Origin of the sequence: Enterobacter cloacae complex sp. P27C, assembly GCF_014895705.1 — a bacterium.
Classification (GTDB): domain Bacteria; phylum Pseudomonadota; class Gammaproteobacteria; order Enterobacterales; family Enterobacteriaceae; genus Enterobacter; species Enterobacter bugandensis.
This window is the reverse complement of the sequence record NZ_JADBQB010000009.1, coordinates 47,913-66,578: the sequence shown is the minus strand read 5'-3', so window position 1 is coordinate 66,578 and position 18,666 is coordinate 47,913. Positions and strand designations below refer to the sequence as shown.

Annotated in this window: 18 protein-coding genes; 8 read left to right on the top strand and 10 right to left on the bottom strand. The window is 55.4% G+C overall.

The window, feature by feature from the left end:
• The first annotated feature begins 2 nt into the window (after positions 1-2).
• Positions 3-611 carry a 4'-phosphopantetheinyl transferase AcpT gene (gene acpT, locus IM291_RS18195; protein ID WP_028014714.1) on the top strand — a complete coding sequence of 203 codons (609 nt, stop codon included), beginning with the start codon at positions 3-5 and terminating at the stop codon, positions 609-611.
• Here the strand turns inward: acpT and arnF are convergent.
• From arnF to IM291_RS18155, 8 genes are all read right to left on the bottom strand, one after another.
• Positions 568-948, bottom strand: coding sequence for a 4-amino-4-deoxy-L-arabinose-phosphoundecaprenol flippase subunit ArnF (arnF, locus tag IM291_RS18190; protein ID WP_028014715.1), 381 nt, complete (start codon positions 946-948; stop codon positions 568-570). The genes acpT and arnF overlap by 44 nt on opposite strands.
• Positions 945-1,280 carry a 4-amino-4-deoxy-L-arabinose-phosphoundecaprenol flippase subunit ArnE gene (gene arnE, locus IM291_RS18185; RefSeq protein ID WP_192987455.1) on the bottom strand — a complete coding sequence of 112 codons (336 nt, stop codon included), beginning with the start codon at positions 1,278-1,280 and terminating at the stop codon, positions 945-947. Before arnE ends, arnF begins: the two co-directional genes overlap by 4 nt.
• A complete protein-coding gene (arnT, locus tag IM291_RS18180; protein WP_192987438.1) occupies positions 1,280-2,935 on the bottom strand; it encodes a lipid IV(A) 4-amino-4-deoxy-L-arabinosyltransferase in 1,656 nt (551 codons plus the stop codon). Before arnT ends, arnE begins: the two co-directional genes overlap by 1 nt.
• The gene (gene arnD / locus IM291_RS18175) at positions 2,932-3,834 is read right to left on the bottom strand and encodes a 4-deoxy-4-formamido-L-arabinose-phosphoundecaprenol deformylase (RefSeq protein WP_192987436.1); all 903 of its coding nucleotides are present in this window, start codon (positions 3,832-3,834) and stop codon (positions 2,932-2,934) included. Before arnD ends, arnT begins: the two co-directional genes overlap by 4 nt.
• A complete protein-coding gene (arnA, locus tag IM291_RS18170; protein WP_192971955.1) occupies positions 3,831-5,813 on the bottom strand; it encodes a bifunctional UDP-4-amino-4-deoxy-L-arabinose formyltransferase/UDP-glucuronic acid oxidase ArnA in 1,983 nt (660 codons plus the stop codon). Before arnA ends, arnD begins: the two co-directional genes overlap by 4 nt.
• Positions 5,810-6,793: an undecaprenyl-phosphate 4-deoxy-4-formamido-L-arabinose transferase gene (arnC, locus tag IM291_RS18165; protein ID WP_041911876.1), complete on the bottom strand. Its 984-nt coding sequence runs from the start codon at positions 6,791-6,793 to the stop codon at positions 5,810-5,812. The genes arnA and arnC overlap by 4 nt, the downstream gene beginning before the upstream one ends.
• Position 6,794: 1 nt before the next feature.
• Positions 6,795-7,934 carry a UDP-4-amino-4-deoxy-L-arabinose aminotransferase gene (gene arnB, locus IM291_RS18160; RefSeq protein ID WP_192987454.1) on the bottom strand — a complete coding sequence of 380 codons (1,140 nt, stop codon included), beginning with the start codon at positions 7,932-7,934 and terminating at the stop codon, positions 6,795-6,797.
• Between the two features lie 323 nt (positions 7,935-8,257).
• Positions 8,258-8,764, bottom strand: coding sequence for a phenolic acid decarboxylase (locus IM291_RS18155; RefSeq protein WP_192987434.1), 507 nt, complete (start codon positions 8,762-8,764; stop codon positions 8,258-8,260).
• Positions 8,765-8,863: 99 nt separating this feature from the next.
• On the opposite strand from IM291_RS18155, the gene IM291_RS18150 reads away from it, so the two are divergent.
• Entirely contained in the window at positions 8,864-9,745 is an 882-nt protein-coding gene (locus IM291_RS18150) for a LysR family transcriptional regulator (protein ID WP_045259394.1), read from the top strand.
• A gap of 32 nt (positions 9,746-9,777) precedes the next feature.
• The gene (locus IM291_RS18145; RefSeq protein WP_028014724.1) at positions 9,778-10,572 is read left to right on the top strand and encodes an SDR family NAD(P)-dependent oxidoreductase; all 795 of its coding nucleotides are present in this window, start codon (positions 9,778-9,780) and stop codon (positions 10,570-10,572) included.
• 5 nt (positions 10,573-10,577) lie between these two features.
• Here the strand turns inward: IM291_RS18145 and IM291_RS18140 are convergent, their stop codons facing one another.
• A complete protein-coding gene (locus IM291_RS18140) occupies positions 10,578-11,105 on the bottom strand; it encodes an NlpC/P60 family protein (RefSeq protein ID WP_028014725.1) in 528 nt (175 codons plus the stop codon).
• Positions 11,106-11,344: 239 nt separating this feature from the next.
• On the opposite strand from IM291_RS18140, the gene IM291_RS18135 reads away from it, so the two are divergent.
• Positions 11,345-12,007 carry an HAD family hydrolase gene (locus tag IM291_RS18135; RefSeq protein WP_028014726.1) on the top strand — a complete coding sequence of 221 codons (663 nt, stop codon included), beginning with the start codon at positions 11,345-11,347 and terminating at the stop codon, positions 12,005-12,007.
• A gap of 60 nt (positions 12,008-12,067) precedes the next feature.
• Here IM291_RS18135 and IM291_RS18130 read toward each other — a convergent pair whose 3' ends face one another.
• The gene (locus IM291_RS18130) at positions 12,068-13,093 is read right to left on the bottom strand and encodes a TerC/Alx family metal homeostasis membrane protein (protein ID WP_100171191.1); all 1,026 of its coding nucleotides are present in this window, start codon (positions 13,091-13,093) and stop codon (positions 12,068-12,070) included.
• 575 nt (positions 13,094-13,668) lie between these two features.
• On the opposite strand from IM291_RS18130, the gene IM291_RS18125 reads away from it, so the two are divergent.
• From IM291_RS18125 to IM291_RS18110, 4 genes are read left to right on the top strand one after another with little or no spacing between them, the layout of a single operon-like run.
• Positions 13,669-14,223, top strand: coding sequence for a fimbrial protein (locus IM291_RS18125; RefSeq protein WP_192987432.1), 555 nt, complete (start codon positions 13,669-13,671; stop codon positions 14,221-14,223).
• 55 nt (positions 14,224-14,278) lie between these two features.
• Positions 14,279-14,962, top strand: coding sequence for a molecular chaperone (locus IM291_RS18120; protein ID WP_041911869.1), 684 nt, complete (start codon positions 14,279-14,281; stop codon positions 14,960-14,962).
• 37 nt (positions 14,963-14,999) lie between these two features.
• Positions 15,000-17,507 carry a fimbria/pilus outer membrane usher protein gene (locus IM291_RS18115; protein WP_136344114.1) on the top strand — a complete coding sequence of 836 codons (2,508 nt, stop codon included), beginning with the start codon at positions 15,000-15,002 and terminating at the stop codon, positions 17,505-17,507.
• Positions 17,508-17,517: 10 nt separating this feature from the next.
• Entirely contained in the window at positions 17,518-18,561 is a 1,044-nt protein-coding gene (locus IM291_RS18110) for a fimbrial protein (protein ID WP_192987430.1), read from the top strand.
• Positions 18,562-18,666: the final 105 nt, after the last annotated feature.

The window sequence follows — 18,666 nt, the reverse complement described above, 5'->3', positions numbered from 1 at the left end:
CTATGTACCGGTTTGTACTGGGAAAAATTTCCACCCTGTGCGCGGACCCGCTGGCGTCAACGCTTGCAGATAAGGCACCTCAGGGTGCACGACAGGCCTCCTGGCTGGCTGGCCGGACGCTGCTCGCCAGAACATTATCCCCTCACCCGCTCCCCGACATCATTTACGGCGAGCAGGGGAAGCCGGCTTTTGCGAAGGGGGATCCGCTGTGGTTCAACCTGAGCCATAGCGGTGATGATATCGCCCTGCTGATGAGCGATGAAGGCGAAGTGGGCTGCGATATCGAAGTGATTCGCCCCCGCAAGAACTGGCAGGCGCTGGCCAACGCCGTTTTCAGCCTGACAGAGCATGACGAGCTGGAGCGTGAAGCGCCCGAGGAACAGCTTTCTGCCTTCTGGCGTATCTGGACGCGCAAAGAAGCGATTGTGAAACAGCGCGGCGGCAGCGCCTGGCAGATTGTCAGCATCGACAGCACGGCGCAGTCGCACTCGGTCAGCCAGCTGCAGCTCGGTTCTCTGAGCCTTGCCGTCTGTACCTCGACCCCTTACACCCTGACCACCGAGTCGATTATTCACGTCGGGGCAGGAAAATCACCAGTACACCCAGCATAATCAACGCGACGCCCAGCAGCCCATGCCAGGAGAAGTGCTCCCCCCAGCCGGGCAGCAGGATTGCCGCGCCCCACACCAGGATATAGCTGAGGCTCAGCAAGGCATACGCTTTGCTGAGCGCCATGCGATGCAGCGCCAGATACCAGCAGCCCATGGAGGCAACGTATCCCGTTAACCCCAGCAGCAGCGCGCCCGTGCCGGACGAAACGTGCCACAGCGCGGAGATAAACGTCAGAAAATCGCTGACCGGCGGCAGAGCCTGCATGGCATCGCGCAGCAACAGCTGTGCGGCGCTGACTAACAGCACGCTGCATAACGCCCAGAACGCGCCTTTCACAGGCTTCCTCCCAGCACGATAATCCCCATGATAATGAACCCGACCCCCAGCCAGTGGTGCACAGCAACGGGCTCGCGCCAGAAGACCTTCGCCGCCAGCGTCACCCAGACAAAATTGAGGCTCAGCATAGGGTAAGCTACGCCGACGGGCAGGCTCTGCAGCACCACCAGCCAGACCAGCATTCCGCAGCCCAGTGCCAGCATCGCCAGGCCAAGCCACAGCATGATGTGCGCGCCACGCCGTCCGCCTTTCGCCGGACGGGTAGCCTGTTTCTGGCACAGCTGTCCCGCGCAGCTCAGCAGGCTTGCCAGTATGAGCCAGGTCCAGGTCATCACTTCGGCAGATACTCCAGCAGGGCCAGACGCCCCTGGATATAGAGATTGTCCGGCTGCGGTAAATTCGCCTCTGCAATATCGTCACGTTTAGACAGCAGCATCACCAGCGACACGCTTCCCTGCTTACGATGCGTTGCCAGCCACTGCGCGAAGTCGTCTTCACTGACAAAGCGATCTTTCGCATCGGGATAATCCAGCCCGTAGCGCAGCTCGCCGCTCTGAGCAAACAGCGTGATGTCACTGCGCTTCAGCTCCCACGCCAGGCCCGCGGCCACGCCAACGTTATTGGTCAGCACAAAGCGGCTGCCCTGTAGCGGCTCGCGCACGGTATCCACCAGCGACTGCGGCTGTTTGGAATCCACCACCAGGTTCGGAATGGCAAAACCAATCAACAACGCCAGACCCGCAGGACACAGCGCCGCCAGCCACCAGCGCCGCTGGCTCTGCCGCAGCGTAAACCAGCCTACCGCGCCCCAGATGAGGAACGCCACCACCGCGCAGAAGACTTTATACAGTTCGACCGACGTCCAGACCGGATGCTTAGCCAGCCCCCACGGCGAGACCGCCAGCGCCGCCACCACGCCGATAGCGCCAAAAGCCAGGTTAATGCCGCCGTTAATGCGCAACGCTCTGGCCCCTTTTTCCGCCGCGAGGCAGGCATAGCGCGCCATCAGGATAGCCAGCGGGGCAAAACAGGGCAGGATATAGGTCGGCAGCTTGCCTTTAGCGATGCTGAAAAACAGCAGCGGCATCACCACCCACCCCAGCAGGTAGAACCCGCCGCCCGCGTTTTGTCTGTCATTCCAGCCAAGACGCAGCGCGCCTGGCAGCAGCGCCAGCCACGGCAGGCTGCCCGCGAGCAGGAACGGCAGGTAATACCAGAACGGAGCTTTATGCTGCGCGTCGCTCTGGGCAAAACGCTGAATATGCTCAACCCAGAAGAAGTAGCGCCAGAAATCAGGCTCGCGGTGCGCAATGGCCAGCCCCCACGGCAGAACAATCAGCACGCAGCTCAGGACCGCGAGCCAGCCAAAAATCAGCACCTCTTTCCAGCGCTTTTGGGCAATCACCCACGGCAGCACGCCGATCACCGGTACCGCCAGCGCCAGGAAGCCTTTGGTCATCACCCCCATGCCGCAGGCCAGCCCAAGCAGCACATAGCCGCCCGCTTTTCCGACCACGGTGCGCGCCTGTGAGGCGAGCCAGAAGCTGCACATCGCCGCCACCAGCCACAGGGTGACGATGGGGTCCAGCACCGCATAGGTGCCGATGCCATACACCAGGAACAGGGTCAGGAAGATCAGGCCGGAGAAAATGGCCGTACGCTTATCCCGCCAGAGACGCCAGGCCATCCAGATCACCAGCAGCGCCGCGAGCCCGGTGGAGAAGATCGACCCGGCGCGTACGGCAAAGTTCGTGTGCCCGAACAACCATTGTCCGATAGTGTTGATCCAGTAGCCGGCAATCGGCTTTTCAAAGTAGCGCAGCCCCAGGAAATGCGGGACAACCCAGTCACCCGATGCCAGCATTTCGCGGCTGATTTCCGCATAGCGCGTTTCATCAGGCTGCCACAGCAGGCGAATATCGACCGGAATGAAGTAATAAACGATAAACAGTGCGAAAAGCGCTACGCCATAACGGGCTGTTTTCATGGGACCGGACTCACAGTTTGTTGATAGCCAAGCCAGCCTTCCCGGCCAGCCAGTTCATTACGGACGACTTTACCCACGGGCAGGGTGCTGAGGTTGTCCGGCAGCAGCTCGCTCATCGGACAGAACGCAATGCCTTCCTGAGCGGCCATCGTCAGCAGTTCATCGAAATCATGCTGCCAGGCAATCCCTTCCACTTCGGCATGGATGGTATAGACCGGCGTTCCGGCGTCACGATGGATGCGGTCCAGAATGTAGCGATTAAATGCTTCCGCCTTCACCTCGCGCCCCACCACTTCATCCCACGTAGGAAGCGTGACCGGAATCTGCACCGTACCGTAGCGATTTTCGCCCAACAGCGGCAAAAACGGCCCGGTTCCACGACAGTCGCTATTGTAGCGAAACGCGAAATGCTCTTTGGCTTTGACCACCCGCTGGTCGGCACGCCATCCCGCCACGGCGGAGCAGCGCACGGGCTGACCGATGATGGCCTCAAGCTCCAGCATTCCACGCTCGACCTCACGGGACAGGCGCGGGATATCCCAGACGCCCGCCCACGCCTGCCAGGCGTGATGATCCCAGGCATGCAGGCCGACCTCGTGTTGCTGCGCCGCCGCGCGGATAACCGCTTCATTACCCGCGCCGATGCGTCTGCCGGGCCAGGCGGTGCCGGCCAGCAAAATATCCCAGCCGTAGAGGGATGCCGCGCGCGAGCGCAGCATTTTGAACAGAAATGCCGGTTTAACCAGACGCCATAAATGGCGTCCCATGTTGTCAGGCCCCACGCTGAAGAAAATGCTGGCACGCACGCCGTGCCTGCTCAGCAGTTCCAGCAGTCTGGGCACGCCGTCACGCGTTCCCCTGAAGGTGTCGACATCAATGCGTAAACCGACTTTTTTCATGAGGCCTGTTCCGATAGCTCCACGGTGCGCAGGAAGAAGTCGAGCGTTTCATCAATGGTCTGCTCCATCTTCACCGTCGGCGTCCAGTTCAGGCAGCGCTTCGCGTTGCGGATGCTTGGCTTACGGTGCTCGACGTCCTGGTAGCCCTTACCGTAGTAGCTGCTGCTTTCCACTTCGCGGAAACCGGCAAACGGCGGGAAGCGATCGCGCAGCGGGTGGCGCTCAAAGCTGGCCAGCAGCATCTCTGCCAGCTCGCGAATGCTCGCCTCGTTTTCCGGGTTACCGATGTTAATGATCTCACCGTTGCAGCGGTTATCTTTGTTCTCAATGATGCGGAACAGGGCTTCGATACCGTCGCTGATGTCCGTAAAGCAGCGTTTCTGGCTCCCACCTTCAATCAGCTTGATAGGCGAGCCTTCGACCAGGTTCAGGATCAGCTGAGTGATCGCGCGGGAGCTGCCGATTCGCGCCGCGTTCAGGTTATCCAGACGCGGACCCATCCAGTTAAACGGACGGAACAGGGTAAAGCGCAGACCCTCTTTCTCGCCGTAGGCCCAAATTACGCGGTCCAGCAGCTGCTTGGAGACAGAGTAGATCCAGCGCTGCTTGTTGATCGGCCCGACCACCAGGCTGGAGGCATCCTCATCGAAGTTTTTGTCGGTACACATGCCGTACACTTCAGAGGTGGACGGGAAGATGATGCGTTTGTCGTATTTCACGCAGTCGCGGATGATCTTCAGGTTCTCTTCGAAATCCAGCTCGAACACGCGCAGCGGGTTACGGGTGTACTCGATTGGCGTGGCGATGGCGACCAGCGGCAGCACCACGTCGCATTTTTTAATGTGATATTCGATCCACTCGGAGTGAATGCTGATATCCCCTTCCACAAAGTGGAAGCGCGGGTTGTTGAGGAAACGGCTGATGGCGTCAGAGCCGATATCCAGACCGTAAATCTCGTAGTTATCGTCTTTGAGCAGACGTTCGGTCAGGTGGTTCCCGATAAAGCCGTTCACGCCGAGGATCAGCACGCGCGTGCGGCGCTTGATGGCAACCACCGGCGCGCTGGTGATCAGCGCCCCAGCCACCAGCCCCAGAGACTGCGCCAGCTGCGTGCCCTGAACGTACAGGCCGTTGTCGGTCTGCCCGGTGACGATCTCCAGCGCCTGCTCGCCGCAGCTCACAATCAGCGGGGAGACGGAGACGACGGTGCCCGGCTTAGCGGCCGGGATATCGTCACGCACGCGGGATTTCCAGACGATAAATTTGCTTACGCCCGCAAAGCTGTACGCGCCCGGCCACGGGTCGGTCACGGCGCGCACCAGGTTGTGCAGCTGGCGGGCGGGTTTATTCCAGTCCAGGCGACCATCTTCCGGCGCGCGGCGGCCAAAGCAGCAGGCCTTGCTTTCGTCCTGCTCGGTCTCGCTGAAGGTGCCGTTGAGGATGGCTGGCAGCGCGTCACGCAGCAGGCTTTGCGCCGCGGTGCAGAGTTTATGATGCAGCTCAAGCGCGGTTTCATCCGCGTCGATTGCCACGCGCTGCTGGGCGACGATGGCCCCGGCATCTGCGCGGCGTACCATGCGGTGCAGCGTCACGCCCGTTTCCGTTTCGCCGTTGACCAGCACCCAGTTCAGCGGCGCGCGGCCACGGTAGGCGGGCAGCAGAGAGCCGTGAAGGTTAAACGCCCCTTTTGCGGCCAGGCCTAAGATCTCGTCGCAGATCAGGTTGCGATAGTAGAACGAGAAGATGACATCAGGTGCGAGCGCGCGGATGCGATCCACCCACAGCGGGTGGTTGACGTCGTCCGGAGCATACACCGGAATACCGCGCTCGGCGGCGATACGCGCCACGGAGCCGAAGAAGTGATTCTCTCCCGCCACGTCCGGATGGGTAAAGATTGCAGCAATGTCATAGCCCGCTTCCAGCAGGGCCAGCGTGCCCGCGCACCCCATATCGTGATAGGCAAATACAACGGCTTTCATGGGTGGTTTTCCTCTTGAGATGCTTTGTGTTCCTGACGGACAACACGTTGAATAAAGTAGCGCGGACGTGCGCGAACATCGTTATAGATACGGCCTATGTATTCACCGAGCAGGCCCATTCCGACGAACTGGGCGCCGATGAACATAAACAGCACGGCAAAAAGCATGAAGACCCCTTCCGCCGCCCACTGCGGGCCAAAGACCAGCCGCAGCACCACCAGCAGGACGGACAGCGTAAAGCCGGCCAGGGCGATGATGCTGCCGAACACGCTCAGCAGGCGCAGCGGCGTGGTGGTCAGGCAGGTGACGAGGTCGTACATCAGGTTGATGAGACGCATAAAGCTGTACTTCGATTCCCCGTGCTCGCGCTCGGCGTGCAGGACCGGAATTTCCGTTGCCTTGCGGGCAAAGGTGTTGGCGAGGATCGGAATAAAGGTGCTGCGCTCATGGCAGTGCAGCATGGCGTCGACTATATGGCGGCGGTAGGCGCGCAGCATGCAGCCGTAATCGCCCATTGCTTTACCGGTGGTGCGCTGAATAAGGCGGTTTATGGTGCGCGAGGCCAGCTTGCGGAACAGGCTGTCCTGGCGGTTCTGACGCACCGTGCCCACCACGTCATAGCCTTCATCGGCTTTCGCCACCAGGCGCGGGATCTCCTCCGGCGGGTTTTGCAGATCCGCGTCCAGGGTGATAATCAGATCGCCCGTAACGTGGCTGAACCCGGCCATAATGGCGGAGTGCTGGCCATAGTTACGGTTGAGCAGCACGGCGACAATATGGCTGCCTTCGGCCTGGGCGGCTTCGGTCAGCATCAGCGCGGAATCATCACTGCTGCCGTCGTCCACCAGCAGAATTTCATAGGCTTTGCCCAGCGTATCGCAGGCTGCCGTGGTGCGGCGGATCAGCTCGGGCAGGCTCTCCTGCTCGTTATAAACAGGGATGACCACAGAAACTTTTTGAACAGGCGGTGCGCTGAACATATCAATGTCCTGCAAACTGATGGAGCGCGGTAATGACGCGGGTTGTGTCGTCATGAGTCATGTCCGGGAAAAGAGGGAGAGAACAAATACGCGCGCTGTTCCATTCCGAATTCGGAAGCGATACATCAGGAAAACGCTCGCGGTAGTATTTTTGGGTGTGCGCCGCGCGGAAATGAAGGCCGGTGCCGATGCCTTGCTCCTTCAGCGCCGCCATCAGGTTGTCGCGTGAGATCCCGCAGCGCGCTTCATCAACGCGAATAATAAACAGGTGCCAGGCGTGAACGTGCGGCCATGACGGAATGCTCAGCGGCTGGAACGGCGTATCGGCAAGCTCGCGCAGGTAGCGTTGCGCGATTGCCTCGCGGCGTAGGTTGGCCTCTTTCAGCTTACCCAGCTGTACCAGCGCCAGCGCGGCGTTGATATCTGCGAGGTTGTACTTAAAGCCCGGGGAGATCACTTCGGCCTGCGGCGCGCGGCCGTGCGTCTGGCGGTCATAGGCATCCACGCCCAGGCCGTGGAATTTAAGGCTGCGGATCCGCGCGGCAAGCCGGGCGTTATCCGTGACGACTAAACCACCTTCCGCGCAGGTCATGTTTTTGATGGCGTGGAAGGAAAAAATCGCCGTGCCTTTCCAGCCCACGTGACGGTTCTTGTAGTACGTTCCGGCGGCATGGGCCGCGTCTTCAATCACCGTAATACCGTGACGCTCACCGACGGCATGAATGGCGTCGATATCACACGGCGCGCCGGCGTAATGCACGGGAATAATCGCTTTGGTACGCGGGGTAATGGCGGCTTCAACCGCTTCCGGCGTCACCATCAATGTCTCGTTGTCCACATCGATCATGACCGGCGTGGCGCCCAGCAGCACGATCATATTCAGCGTGGAGACCCAGGTTTGGGAGGGGGTAATGACCTCATCGCCCGGACCAATATCCAGCGCCATCAGCGTGACGTGCATGCCCGCCGTCGCCGAGCAGACGGCAATCGCGTGCTGGTTCCCCGTCAGCTGACAAAATGCCGCTTCAAGTTCCTGATTTTTAGGCCCTGTGGTGATCCAGCCGGAGGTTATAACCTCCTGCAACGCCGCTAATTCCTCACTACCCATCGACGGGCGGGAAAAAGGCAAAAAATCACTCATCATTAATTTCCTTGCAATAAGAATGGCACGCACTTGATATTAACCAATTACTTTTTCGTTTATTTCAACGAACCATAAACTCATATCAAGGTATCGTTCATTTCTTAGGGAAAAATTAAGATGCGTAATTCAGATGTAACAAAATCAATATTAATCCATTTATAAACAATAACTTATGTAATTATGAATTATTTATTTCGTGATCGAACTCAATTTTTACAAAATGTTATTTTAAACCAAACATAAACAAACAAAAAAAATCCCGGTTATTTCTGTAAAAGCAGAAATAACCGGGAACTTTTCTTTTTAGTTAATTGTCGCGCTTATTTTAAGTTATCGGGAAAGTTTTCTGGTAACTCACTGGCCGCGCAGGTAATCACGCTTTCGTTGTTCGCACCGCAGTCGCGTACAAAGGTGATGGTGGCAAATTCGTCAATCACTTCTGTTGGATATGCCGGCCCCGCATCGCGATAGCTGTTCATCAGCGGAATATGGTCGTTCTGGAAGCAGACGGTTTTTTCCGGGTTGTTCATGACCCAACGCGGGAAGAAGATGGTGCCGTGGAACAGTTTGTCGCCCAGGTTCACAATCAGGCTAACGTCCGTACCGGTTGGCTCGGTCCAGGAGATTTTATAGATGCTCTCCCCTACCCGCACGATGTAAGCCTGCTGATCTTTAACCCAACGGTTCGCCACCAGACCGCTGTGAATACGGTAGTCGAGAGTAGTCTCGTTTTTGACGTAAATTTCGTAATTCCAGCCGTTGTCATAGGTATAAACCAGATGTTTGCCAACGAAGCCGCTTAAGTCGTGTTTGTCGAATGTGTTCATAAGATGTCTCCTTCGTTTTGATGAGACGATCTTAAGCCTTCAAAAAATGAATGAATAACGCTATGTTTTAATCAAATTCATCCAAATTTTAGATAAATTATGCACAAGACGACGCTGGAACAGTGGGCCTTACTGGAAAAAGTGGTGGATGCGGGCAGCTTTGCCAAAGCTGCGGAAGAAACCCACCGCAGTCAGTCCTCGGTGAGCTATAACCTGTCGCTGCTGCAGGAGCGCCTGGGCGTGGCGTTGCTGGCGCCGGAGGGGCGCAGGGCGGTGTTGACCCCGGCCGGTGAACTGCTTCTCGGCCAGGTGAAACCGCTGCTGAAAGCGTTTTCGTATGTCGAGACGCGCGCGGCGACCCTTCGTAACGGGATGCGCACGCGGCTGGACCTGGTGGTGGACTCGATTTTCCCACGCCGCCGCCTGTTCGCCATTCTGCGTCAGTTCCAGCAGCAGTATCCGCAAACTCAGGTCCGCCTCACGGAGGTGCTGGAAAATACCCGCGCCGATGCCATGAACAACGAGGCCGATGTGATGGTTTTAACCCGCCGCCAGGACATTACCGGGCTCGGCGAATGGCTGATGAACATTGACTTTGTCGCCGTGGCGCATCACCGGCATCCCCTCTTTAGCCTCGACGCGCCGCTGAATGATGAGATGCTGCGCCCGTGGCCGCTAATCCAGATTGCGGACAGCCAGAACGCCGCGCGGGCTGCCGGCGAGTCGTGGACGTTCTCGACCATCGACGCTGCCATAGAGGCGGTCGTCTCGCAGGTCGGCTACGGCTGGCTGCCAGAGGAACGCATTCAGCCCCAGCTGGAGCAAGGCGTACTGAAACTCCTCCCGCTGAGCCACGGCGTTCGTCGGGCCACGCCGCTGCATCTGATCGTGAAGCGCACCCTCGCCCCGCTGGATGAGCAGGTTGAAACCCTGCTGCGCCTTTTTAGCCAGGAGCCGTCATCATCACCTGCTACGCTTTAAGGTCCGAACGTTAAAACGATAAGGAGCTGATGATGAAAATCGACTTTGCGGGGAAAGTGGCCCTGGTCACCGCCTCAACCGGCGGGATCGGGTTTGCCATTGCCAGAGGCCTGGCAGAAAGCGGCGCGGAAGTGATCGTTAATGGCCGCAGCACCGACTCGGTGAACAAAGGTATTCAGCAACTGCAGCAGGTTGTGCCTGGCGTGCAGGTGCGTGCAGCCATTGCCGATCTCAGCACCGCGGAAGGGGTTGAATCGCTGCTGAAGGTCGCGAGCGACGTCGATATTCTGGTGAACAACGCCGGGATTTACGGCCCGCAGGATTTCTATGGCACCGACGATGAAACCTGGGAGCGCTACTGGCAGACCAACGTGATGTCCGGCGTGCGCCTCTCCCGCGCCCTGCTGCCGGGTATGGTGAAAAAAGGCTGGGGCCGCGTGGTGTTTATCTCCTCCGAGTCAGCCTGCAATATCCCGGCAGACATGATCCACTACGGGGTGACCAAAACGGCACAGCTTTCGCTGGCGCGCGGGCTGGCGAAGTTCGTGGCGGGAAGCGGCGTGACGGTGAACAGCGTGCTGCCAGGCCCGACGATGTCCGACGGTTTCGCTGAAATGATGAAAGATGAGATCGAGAAAACCGGTAAATCGCTGGAGCAGCTGGCAAAAGAATTTGTCATGACCAACCGCCCCAGCTCGGTTATCCAGCGCGCCGCCACCGTTGAAGAGGTGGCTAATATGGTGATTTATGTCTGTTCGACGCAGGCCTCCGCCACCTCAGGCGCGGCATTGCGCGTCGATGGTGGCGTGGTGGATGACATTATTTAATGTCGTCAGGCGGCGCTGCCCGCGACACGACGGGCGGTAATGTAACGATCCTGCCAGTAGTCATCAGTCAGGGTTGAGACAGTTACGCCCTGGCTGCTGGAGGCATGAATAAACTGGCTGTTACCGATATACACGCCAACGTGCCTGCGGTTCGGGCCCGTCTGGAAGAAGACCAAATCTCCCGCCTTTAGACGGTATTGCGCTACCTGTACACCACGATGGATCTGCTCGCTCGTCGTGCGCGGCAGATAAAGATGCGCCGCATCGCTGAACAGATGCTGCATAAGCGCGGAGCAATCCACTCCGCGGTGCGTGGTGCCGCCCCACTGATAGTGAGTCCCTTTCCATTTCTGGTATTGATCCAGTATCCGGGAGCGGAGTGGGCCTGTCTCCTGGTGAAGCAGGGCCGACTTCACCGGCGATTCCGCAAATGTGCTATCGGCGGAGATCATCGATGCGGGCAACTGAAAACTCAGTGCGGAAAACGAAGCAAAACTTAACGTGAGGATTGAAATAAGCGATCTGAATGTCATATCTAAACAGGAGCTAAGAGTGAATTTATCCTTACCTGTGGGGGCCAACGTTCCCCCGAAATATCTTTCGATGTGGCGATAATATAGACTGCTCACTTTTTCACCAATCATTATTGAGGCCAAAATTGGACTCACTTTCAGATCGCAAGATTGAGAAAAAAAGGGTGGTGATGTAAGGACTGTTCAGATAAAGCAGGTAAACTGATCGACAGAATGTGTAATTCAGCTAAGACGTATTTATGACCAATATGATTGCCGACGAGACGGTGGCGAAATCCAGCGTGCTCTCTGTCTTTGACTTTGACGGGACGCTCACGCACCACGACAGCTTTATCCCTTTCCTGCGTTTTGCCTTTGGGAAACGCTACTTTGCGGGTCGTCTGGTGCGCATGGCGCTGCCCACGCTCCACTGCGTGCGCCGCAAGCTGACGCGTGATGAGCTAAAGGAAGTGCTGATTAAAACGTTCCTGACGGGCGTGGACGAACACTGGCTACGCCAGCAGGCGGAAGCCTTTTGCGAAAAATACTGGAACAAGCTGATGCGCCCCGAAGGGGTTCTGGCGGTGGCGGCTGAGGTAAATTCCGGCGCGGAAGTGACGATCTGCTCTGCGTCGCCGGCGCTGGTGCTCCAGCCGTGGGCGGACAGGCTCGGCATTAAGCTGATTGGCACGCAGCTGGAAGTGAAGGACGGCAAGCTGACGGGACGCATTACGGGCAATAACTGCCGCTGCGCCCAGAAAGTGGCGAGGCTGGAGAAGGTGTATGGCGATCTGAACGACTATCATCTGCGAGCCTGGGGCGACACCCGCGGCGACCACGAACTGCTGGCCGCGGCGCAGGATCCTCACTGGCGGCACTTCCATCACCCACGCAAGCGCCGGAATTCACCGATTAAGGGTTAGGTGCGGTCTGTTGCCCTCACCCCAGCCCTCTCCCACAGGGAGAGGGAGAAAAGCGGTGCATCAGGCCTCACGTTTCCCCGGGAACATCACGCTCGCAATAATCCCCAGCGCCAGCACACCTAACACCACAAACAGGCTGGCCGTCGCGCCAATGCTGTAACCGTGGTGCCAGAAGTGATCGGTCGCATTCAGACCCAGCTTGAACGCCACGAAGAACAGCAGCAGCACCACCGCTTTCTCCAGGTGCACCAGATACTGCTTAAGCGCTTCCAGCACAAAGTAGAGGGTACGCAGGCCGAGAATGGCGAACATCATGGCGCTGTAGATAATCAGCGGCTCGCGGCTTACCGCAATAATCGCCGGTACGGAGTCAAACGCGAACATCACGTCAGAGAGTTCCACCACCGCCACGCAGAGCAGCAGCGGCGTTGCATAGCGCTTCGCCTTCTTCACGCGGCCAACCGTTACGTCCTGGTTTTCCGGCTTTTCAAGCTCCGCATCCACCTCTTTCTGCGTCAGGATAAACGCGTGGCTGCTGATTTTGGGCCAGACGGGATAGAAGCGTTTCACCAGGCGATAGGCAAGGTGGCCCGAGTAATCTTCCACTTCGTCACTTTCTTCATTGCGCTTGAGCATCATCACCGCCGTCCAGCCGACGACCAGCGCAAAAATAACCTCCACGTACGGCCCCAGGCTCAGCAGGCTGGTGCCGATCGCCACGAAAATACCGCGGAAGACAATCGCCCCCAGCACGCCCCAGTAGAGCACACGGTGACGGTACTTATCCGGCACGCCGAACCAGGCAAAGATCGCCATCATCACGAACAGGTTATCGATGGAGAGCACCTCTTCCAGCGCGTAACCGGTGAGGAACAGGCTCGCCATCTCGGCGCCGTGGTGGATGTACAGAAAACCGGCGAAGGCCATCGCCATCGAGAACCAGAAAACGGACCACATGGCCGCACTTTTCAGCGAAACAGGTTTATCGTGACGGTGCATGAAGAGGTCGATAAACATCGCCCCAACGGCCATCACCACAAAGACAACAACGGTTTCAGTCGGGAAACCGAGATGAGCAGAAGCCATGAATCTATCCTTAACCTTCATCTGCGCGCTGGCAGAGGCAACGTTTGCAACAAAAAAAGAAAACGCCCGTATCACCGGGCAAGAGAATAATAATAACACTTCTTGACGTCAGCCCGGCAATGTAAATGTGATGTTAAAAGTGCCAGGATTTCTCTTACGTCTTCCGGGAAGGCAACGTGTTCTTCCGGAAATTATTCTTTCATTATTATGAAAGTTTTATTATCTGAGCTGACCCTGACATTCAGTAAGTAGTAAATAAGCCGTAAAATTCTCACACTGAATTGCTGATAAAACCCTGATAAAACCCACTTAACTCATTGATTTTAAAGCCACCAAAGACAAATCATGACGTTCTCACTTTATTTTTTTTAAACGCTTGTTAACCTGACCCAGAAAAATATTCAGACTTCTTGTGATGGAAGTTTTTCACATGGACTGGTAAGCGATGATGAATATCCACCTTAATGTTTCATATTAGCGGAATATCCACATCCCGTGACCACAACAACGCTTTCGAGTGACTAACCCGAAATAATACTGTTCTACCTTTTACACACTGAGGAATATTTTAAAAAATGAATAAATCCGTTATTACCATGGGATTTTTATTGGCTGCAATTGCCAGTCCTTCCAGCCATGCAGCGCCAGGTAAAGGCGCAGGGACGATTGAATTCACGGGTATGATTACCGCGAGCACCTGTGATGTCGATATTAACGGTCAGGGGGGGAACCCAACGATCGATATGGGTACCATCTCGTCTTCAGCATTTAAAGAAAAAGGTGACGTTGCGGGTATTCACCGTATCCAGATAGAACTGTCTAACTGCGATACCGCCGTCCTTAAATCAGCCGGAGCACGATTTGGCGGTGCCTATGATGCTAATGATAATAATCTGCTCGCGCTTAAAACCGGTGGCGACGCTGCAACGGGTTTGGGTATTGAATTCCTGAATGAAGATGGAACATCGTTAAAACTGGGCGACAACCCGAATAAATTTGTTCCTATTATTGGTGATGGCACCTCGGGGGCAGCCACCCTGCTGTATTCAGCCCGTTATAAAGCATCCCTGGATGCTGTGACCGCCGGTAAGGCAGATGCGGTTGCGGATTACACCATTATCTATAAATAAATCATTCAACTCAGTTCCGGGCAATGAATAACAGCCCGGAACGCAAGGACGTTTTATGTTAAGGAAACGCTATCTGACGCTGCTGGCTCTGCTCTTTGGCTCTTGTATGTCACACGCCAGTGTGACCTTATCCAATACGCGGGTGGTATATCATGCGGACAAGAAAGAGAGCAATATTACAGTCAGAAATAATACTGCCAGCCCGTTCCTGGTACAGAGCTGGGTACAGGGCAAAGATTCACAGGGCACCAAAGCCCCGTTTATTGTGACGCCACCGCTTTTTCGCATGGATGCAGGTAAGTCCAACGCGCTCCGTATTATCTATAACGGCGCGCCTTTACCGCAGGATCGCGAGTCGCTTTTCTGGATCAACGTAAAATCGATCCCCTCCTCTTCCAGAGAGGATATTAATAAACTGCAGATAGCGGTAAATACCCGGATCAAATTATTTTATCGTCCGTCAAATTTAATGGATGAACCCACGGATATTAGTAAGAATGTGCAATGGTCTGTTAAAAATAACGAACTCATTGTACGCAACAACTCGTCTTATTACATTTCCTTTGCGGAGGTGAAGATCAATAACAAAGCATGGTCAGAGATTGACATGCTCGCGCCTAAAAGCAGCACAACATTCACGCTCAGGAACACGCTTTTGAAAAACAATGCCACCGTGCAATGGAAATATATCAATGATTATGGCGGCAACAGCCAGTTAATCACACAAAAAATAGAATAACTATTTTAAAACAATAACCTCACAGGGGTATTTTTTCATGACTATATTTTGGGGCATTCGTCCAGCGCTTTGCTTTGCCTGGATATTACCCAGCGCATTATACGCCAGTGATTACTTCGACCCGGCCTTTCTGGAAACGGGTGGCGCGCCGCGTACCGCCGTCGATCTTTCTCTCTTTGAGAACAAAGAGAGCCAGACACCCGGCGTTTATCGTGTTGACCTGTTTCTTAACAATAAAATGTTCGACACGCGCGATATCACGTTTCGACTCGAAGAGAACGCGCAGCATAAAAATATCCTCGCACCGTGCCTCAGCGAGGAGACGCTCCAGTCGTTTGGTGTTAAAACGGCGGCATTCCCGTTGCTCCGGGACGATACCCAGGGCTGCGCGAATCTGTCGGCGATCCCTCTCGCAAGCAGCGAATTTGACTTCAGCGAGCAGGCGTTAAGGCTCAGCATTCCCCAGGCGGCCCTGGACAGCCACGCTCACGGCTACATCGATCCTGCGCGTCGGGAACAGGGTATTCCGGGCCTGATGCTCAGCTACAACTACAGCGGCGCCACGTGGACCTCGCACAACGGGACGGGAACCGATAGCCAGTACCTCAGCCTGCGTCCGGGACTGAACGTTGGACCCTGGCGTTTACGCAATTTCTCGACCTGGAGTAACAGCCAGGGACAAGCTGGGCGCTGGGAATCGGTTTATACCTATCTGCAGCGTGATATCAGCGCCCTGAATAGCCAGCTGATTGTCGGGGATAACAGTTCTACCGCAGAAGTCTTTGATAGCACCCCGTTTCGCGGCGTTCAGCTTTACTCGGATGAACAGATGCTTCCGGGCAGCCTGCGAGGCTATGCGCCGGTGATCCGCGGTATTGCTCGTACTAATGCCCAGATCACTATTTTTCAGAACGGCTACAGCATTTATCAAAGCTATGTCCCGCCCGGTGAATTTGTCATCAACGATCTTTACCTCGGCAGCAGCGGCGAGCTGAAAGTTGTGGTGAAAGAGGCGGATGGCAGCGAACAAGTCTCTTTAGTGCCTTACGCGTCGTTAGCGGTTATGCAGCGGGAAGGGCAATACAAATATGAAGTCATTAGCGGCAGCTATCGTTCCAGCAGCAGCGATGCTGAGAATGCCCTGTTTTCACAAGGGAGCCTGATTTACGGTCTGCCGTGGGAAACCTCGATATACGGAGGCATGCAGGCCGCCAGTCAATATCAGTCCCTGCTTTTTGGCATGGGTAAAAACATGGGCGATTTTGGCGCACTGTCATTTGATATTACCCAGGCCTGGGCCACCACTAAACAGGCAGAGAAAAACCGGGGACAGTCGCTACGCCTGCGCTATAACAAAAATTTGCTGTCTACCGGCACTAACGTTGCGATTGCGGGCTATCGCTACTCGACGTCCGATTTCTACACGCTCGGTGAAACCCTGAGCAGCTATCACTCGCAACCCTCGCGCCTGGATCGACGCCGTAGCCGTACAGAACTGACGCTAAACCAAAACCTGGGAGAAAACCTCGGCTATCTCTCCGCCATGCTGGTCAGCGAGGACTACCACACGAGCCAAAAACGCACGACCTCCGCCACGCTGGGCTATGGCAACAGCTGGAACGGGATCAGCTATAGCCTGAATTACAACCACTATCTGAACGTGACAAAAGAGGATAACCAGCGTCTCTATAACCAGGACAATCTGTTCAGCCTGAGCGTGAGCGTCCCTCTGGACAAATGGCTCCGCTCCACACGTGCCGGTTACACCTTCTCTGCGGCGGAAAAACGCTCGCCAGGCCACAGTGTTTCCCTGAGCGGCAGCGCCCTTGAGGACAATAACCTGAACTGGAGCGTACAGCAGAATATCAACCCAGGGAGCCAGGCAAACAGCAGCGATGCCTCGCTTAGCTATAACGGACGCTATGCGCAGGTTGGCGCCGGGTATGGCTATAGCCGGGACGCGCAGCGGCTGAATTACAGCCTGCGCGGGGGCGTGCTGGTTCATCCTCATGGCGTCACGCTGGCGCAGTCGCTGGGTGAAACGGTCGCTCTGGTTGAAGCGCCGGATGCCGCAGGTGTCAGCGTCCGTAACCACACTGGCGTGCGCACCGACCCCTGGGGCTATGCGGTGGTGCCTTACCTGACACCTTATCAGGAGAGCAATATCCAGCTGCGTCCCGATACTTTACCTGACGATGTCGAGCTGGAAAGTAACAGCCATAAAGTCGTTCCCACCCGGGGAGCCATCGTTCGGGCACGTTTCACCACGGCGGTGGGTAAACGCCTGATGATGACGCTGAAAGATGCGCAGGGCAAACCCGTTCCGTTCGGTGCCATTGTTTCTCAGAATACAACCACCAGCATTGTGGGTGATGAAGGCAGCGTATTCCTCACCGGGATGGCGGAAAAAGGGACGTTAGACGTGAGCTGGGGTAAGAAACCCGATCAGCGTTGCCAGGTTCACTATCAGCTTTCTGGCCAGGAACCCACGATTAGCGGAATTGTGCAGTTAACGCAGACCTGCAAATCATCCGTTAATAAATAAAGGAATTAAAATGAAAAAATTAACGTTACTCGCGTGCCTGGCAGCAGGGGGATTGATGGGCGCGCCAGCTTATGCTGATGTTGTAGGAAGCTGCTGGCCGACATCAACCGTATCTGGCCAGGCGCACAAGTTTGATATTATCGAAAACCTTACTGCCGACGACGTACCCGGCACAACCCAATCCACATGGAATAATAAAGGTAATTTTAATGGTATCTGCCTCTGTCAGGACTCCAGCGTGCCAGAAAGTATCTTATTTCGATTTACCAGTACGAAACTGGGCACAGGAGGCGGCAAACGTAATGCAGACTTTATCTATTATCCTCTGGATGCGGAAAAGGGTATTAATATCGGTATAAATGTCGTTCTTGGTGGCGAGGATGAATTGCGGTATATCCCGGTTGATTTGAGTAATACCGCCGGTGTTGATAATGGACGTCCTGCGACAAATAACTGTGATGATAAAAACGACCATACTCTGTTCGCAACCGGCTCCAGCGGGACTGTCTCTCTGGAATTAACTAAACCGCTTCCTTCAGGCCGCATTGATATTCCTATGCAGGAATTAGTGACCATTTTTGCCAAAAAACAGACGGGGAGTTATGACACCTCCAGACCTTTTGTCACACTTAATTTCCAACTGTCAATTGATATTCCACCACAATGCATGATTAATGACGGGCAAACCATCAAGGTCCCGTTTGGCAGTATTACCGCGAATGAATTTAAGCCCGAGGCCACCGGTAAGCAAAAAAACGTGGATATTCGTGTGACGTGCAAAAATCCTGAAGATGAAAGCAAGGTGAGTATTAAGTTCCGCGCGTCCGATTTTAATGGCTCTGGTTTTATCAAGACCCATAATGATGAAGGTGAGCGCAATGATTTAGGGATAAAACTTGAACACAACGGGAATAAAATTGATGGCAACAGTTCAGCCGTACCAACGCAGGAGGGGAATGTCACTATTATAGCAACACCTGTCCAACAAGGAGAAAAGTCTCCACAACCGGGAAAATTTGAAGCCACATCCACGCTGGATTTCGAGTTTAAATAAAGAAAAAACTTAATACAGCGTAGAAACCTCTTATTTCCCGGCAACACATAGCGCTATACAAATGAGTTGCCGGGTATGAAAAATGGATTTGTATAAGGATATATA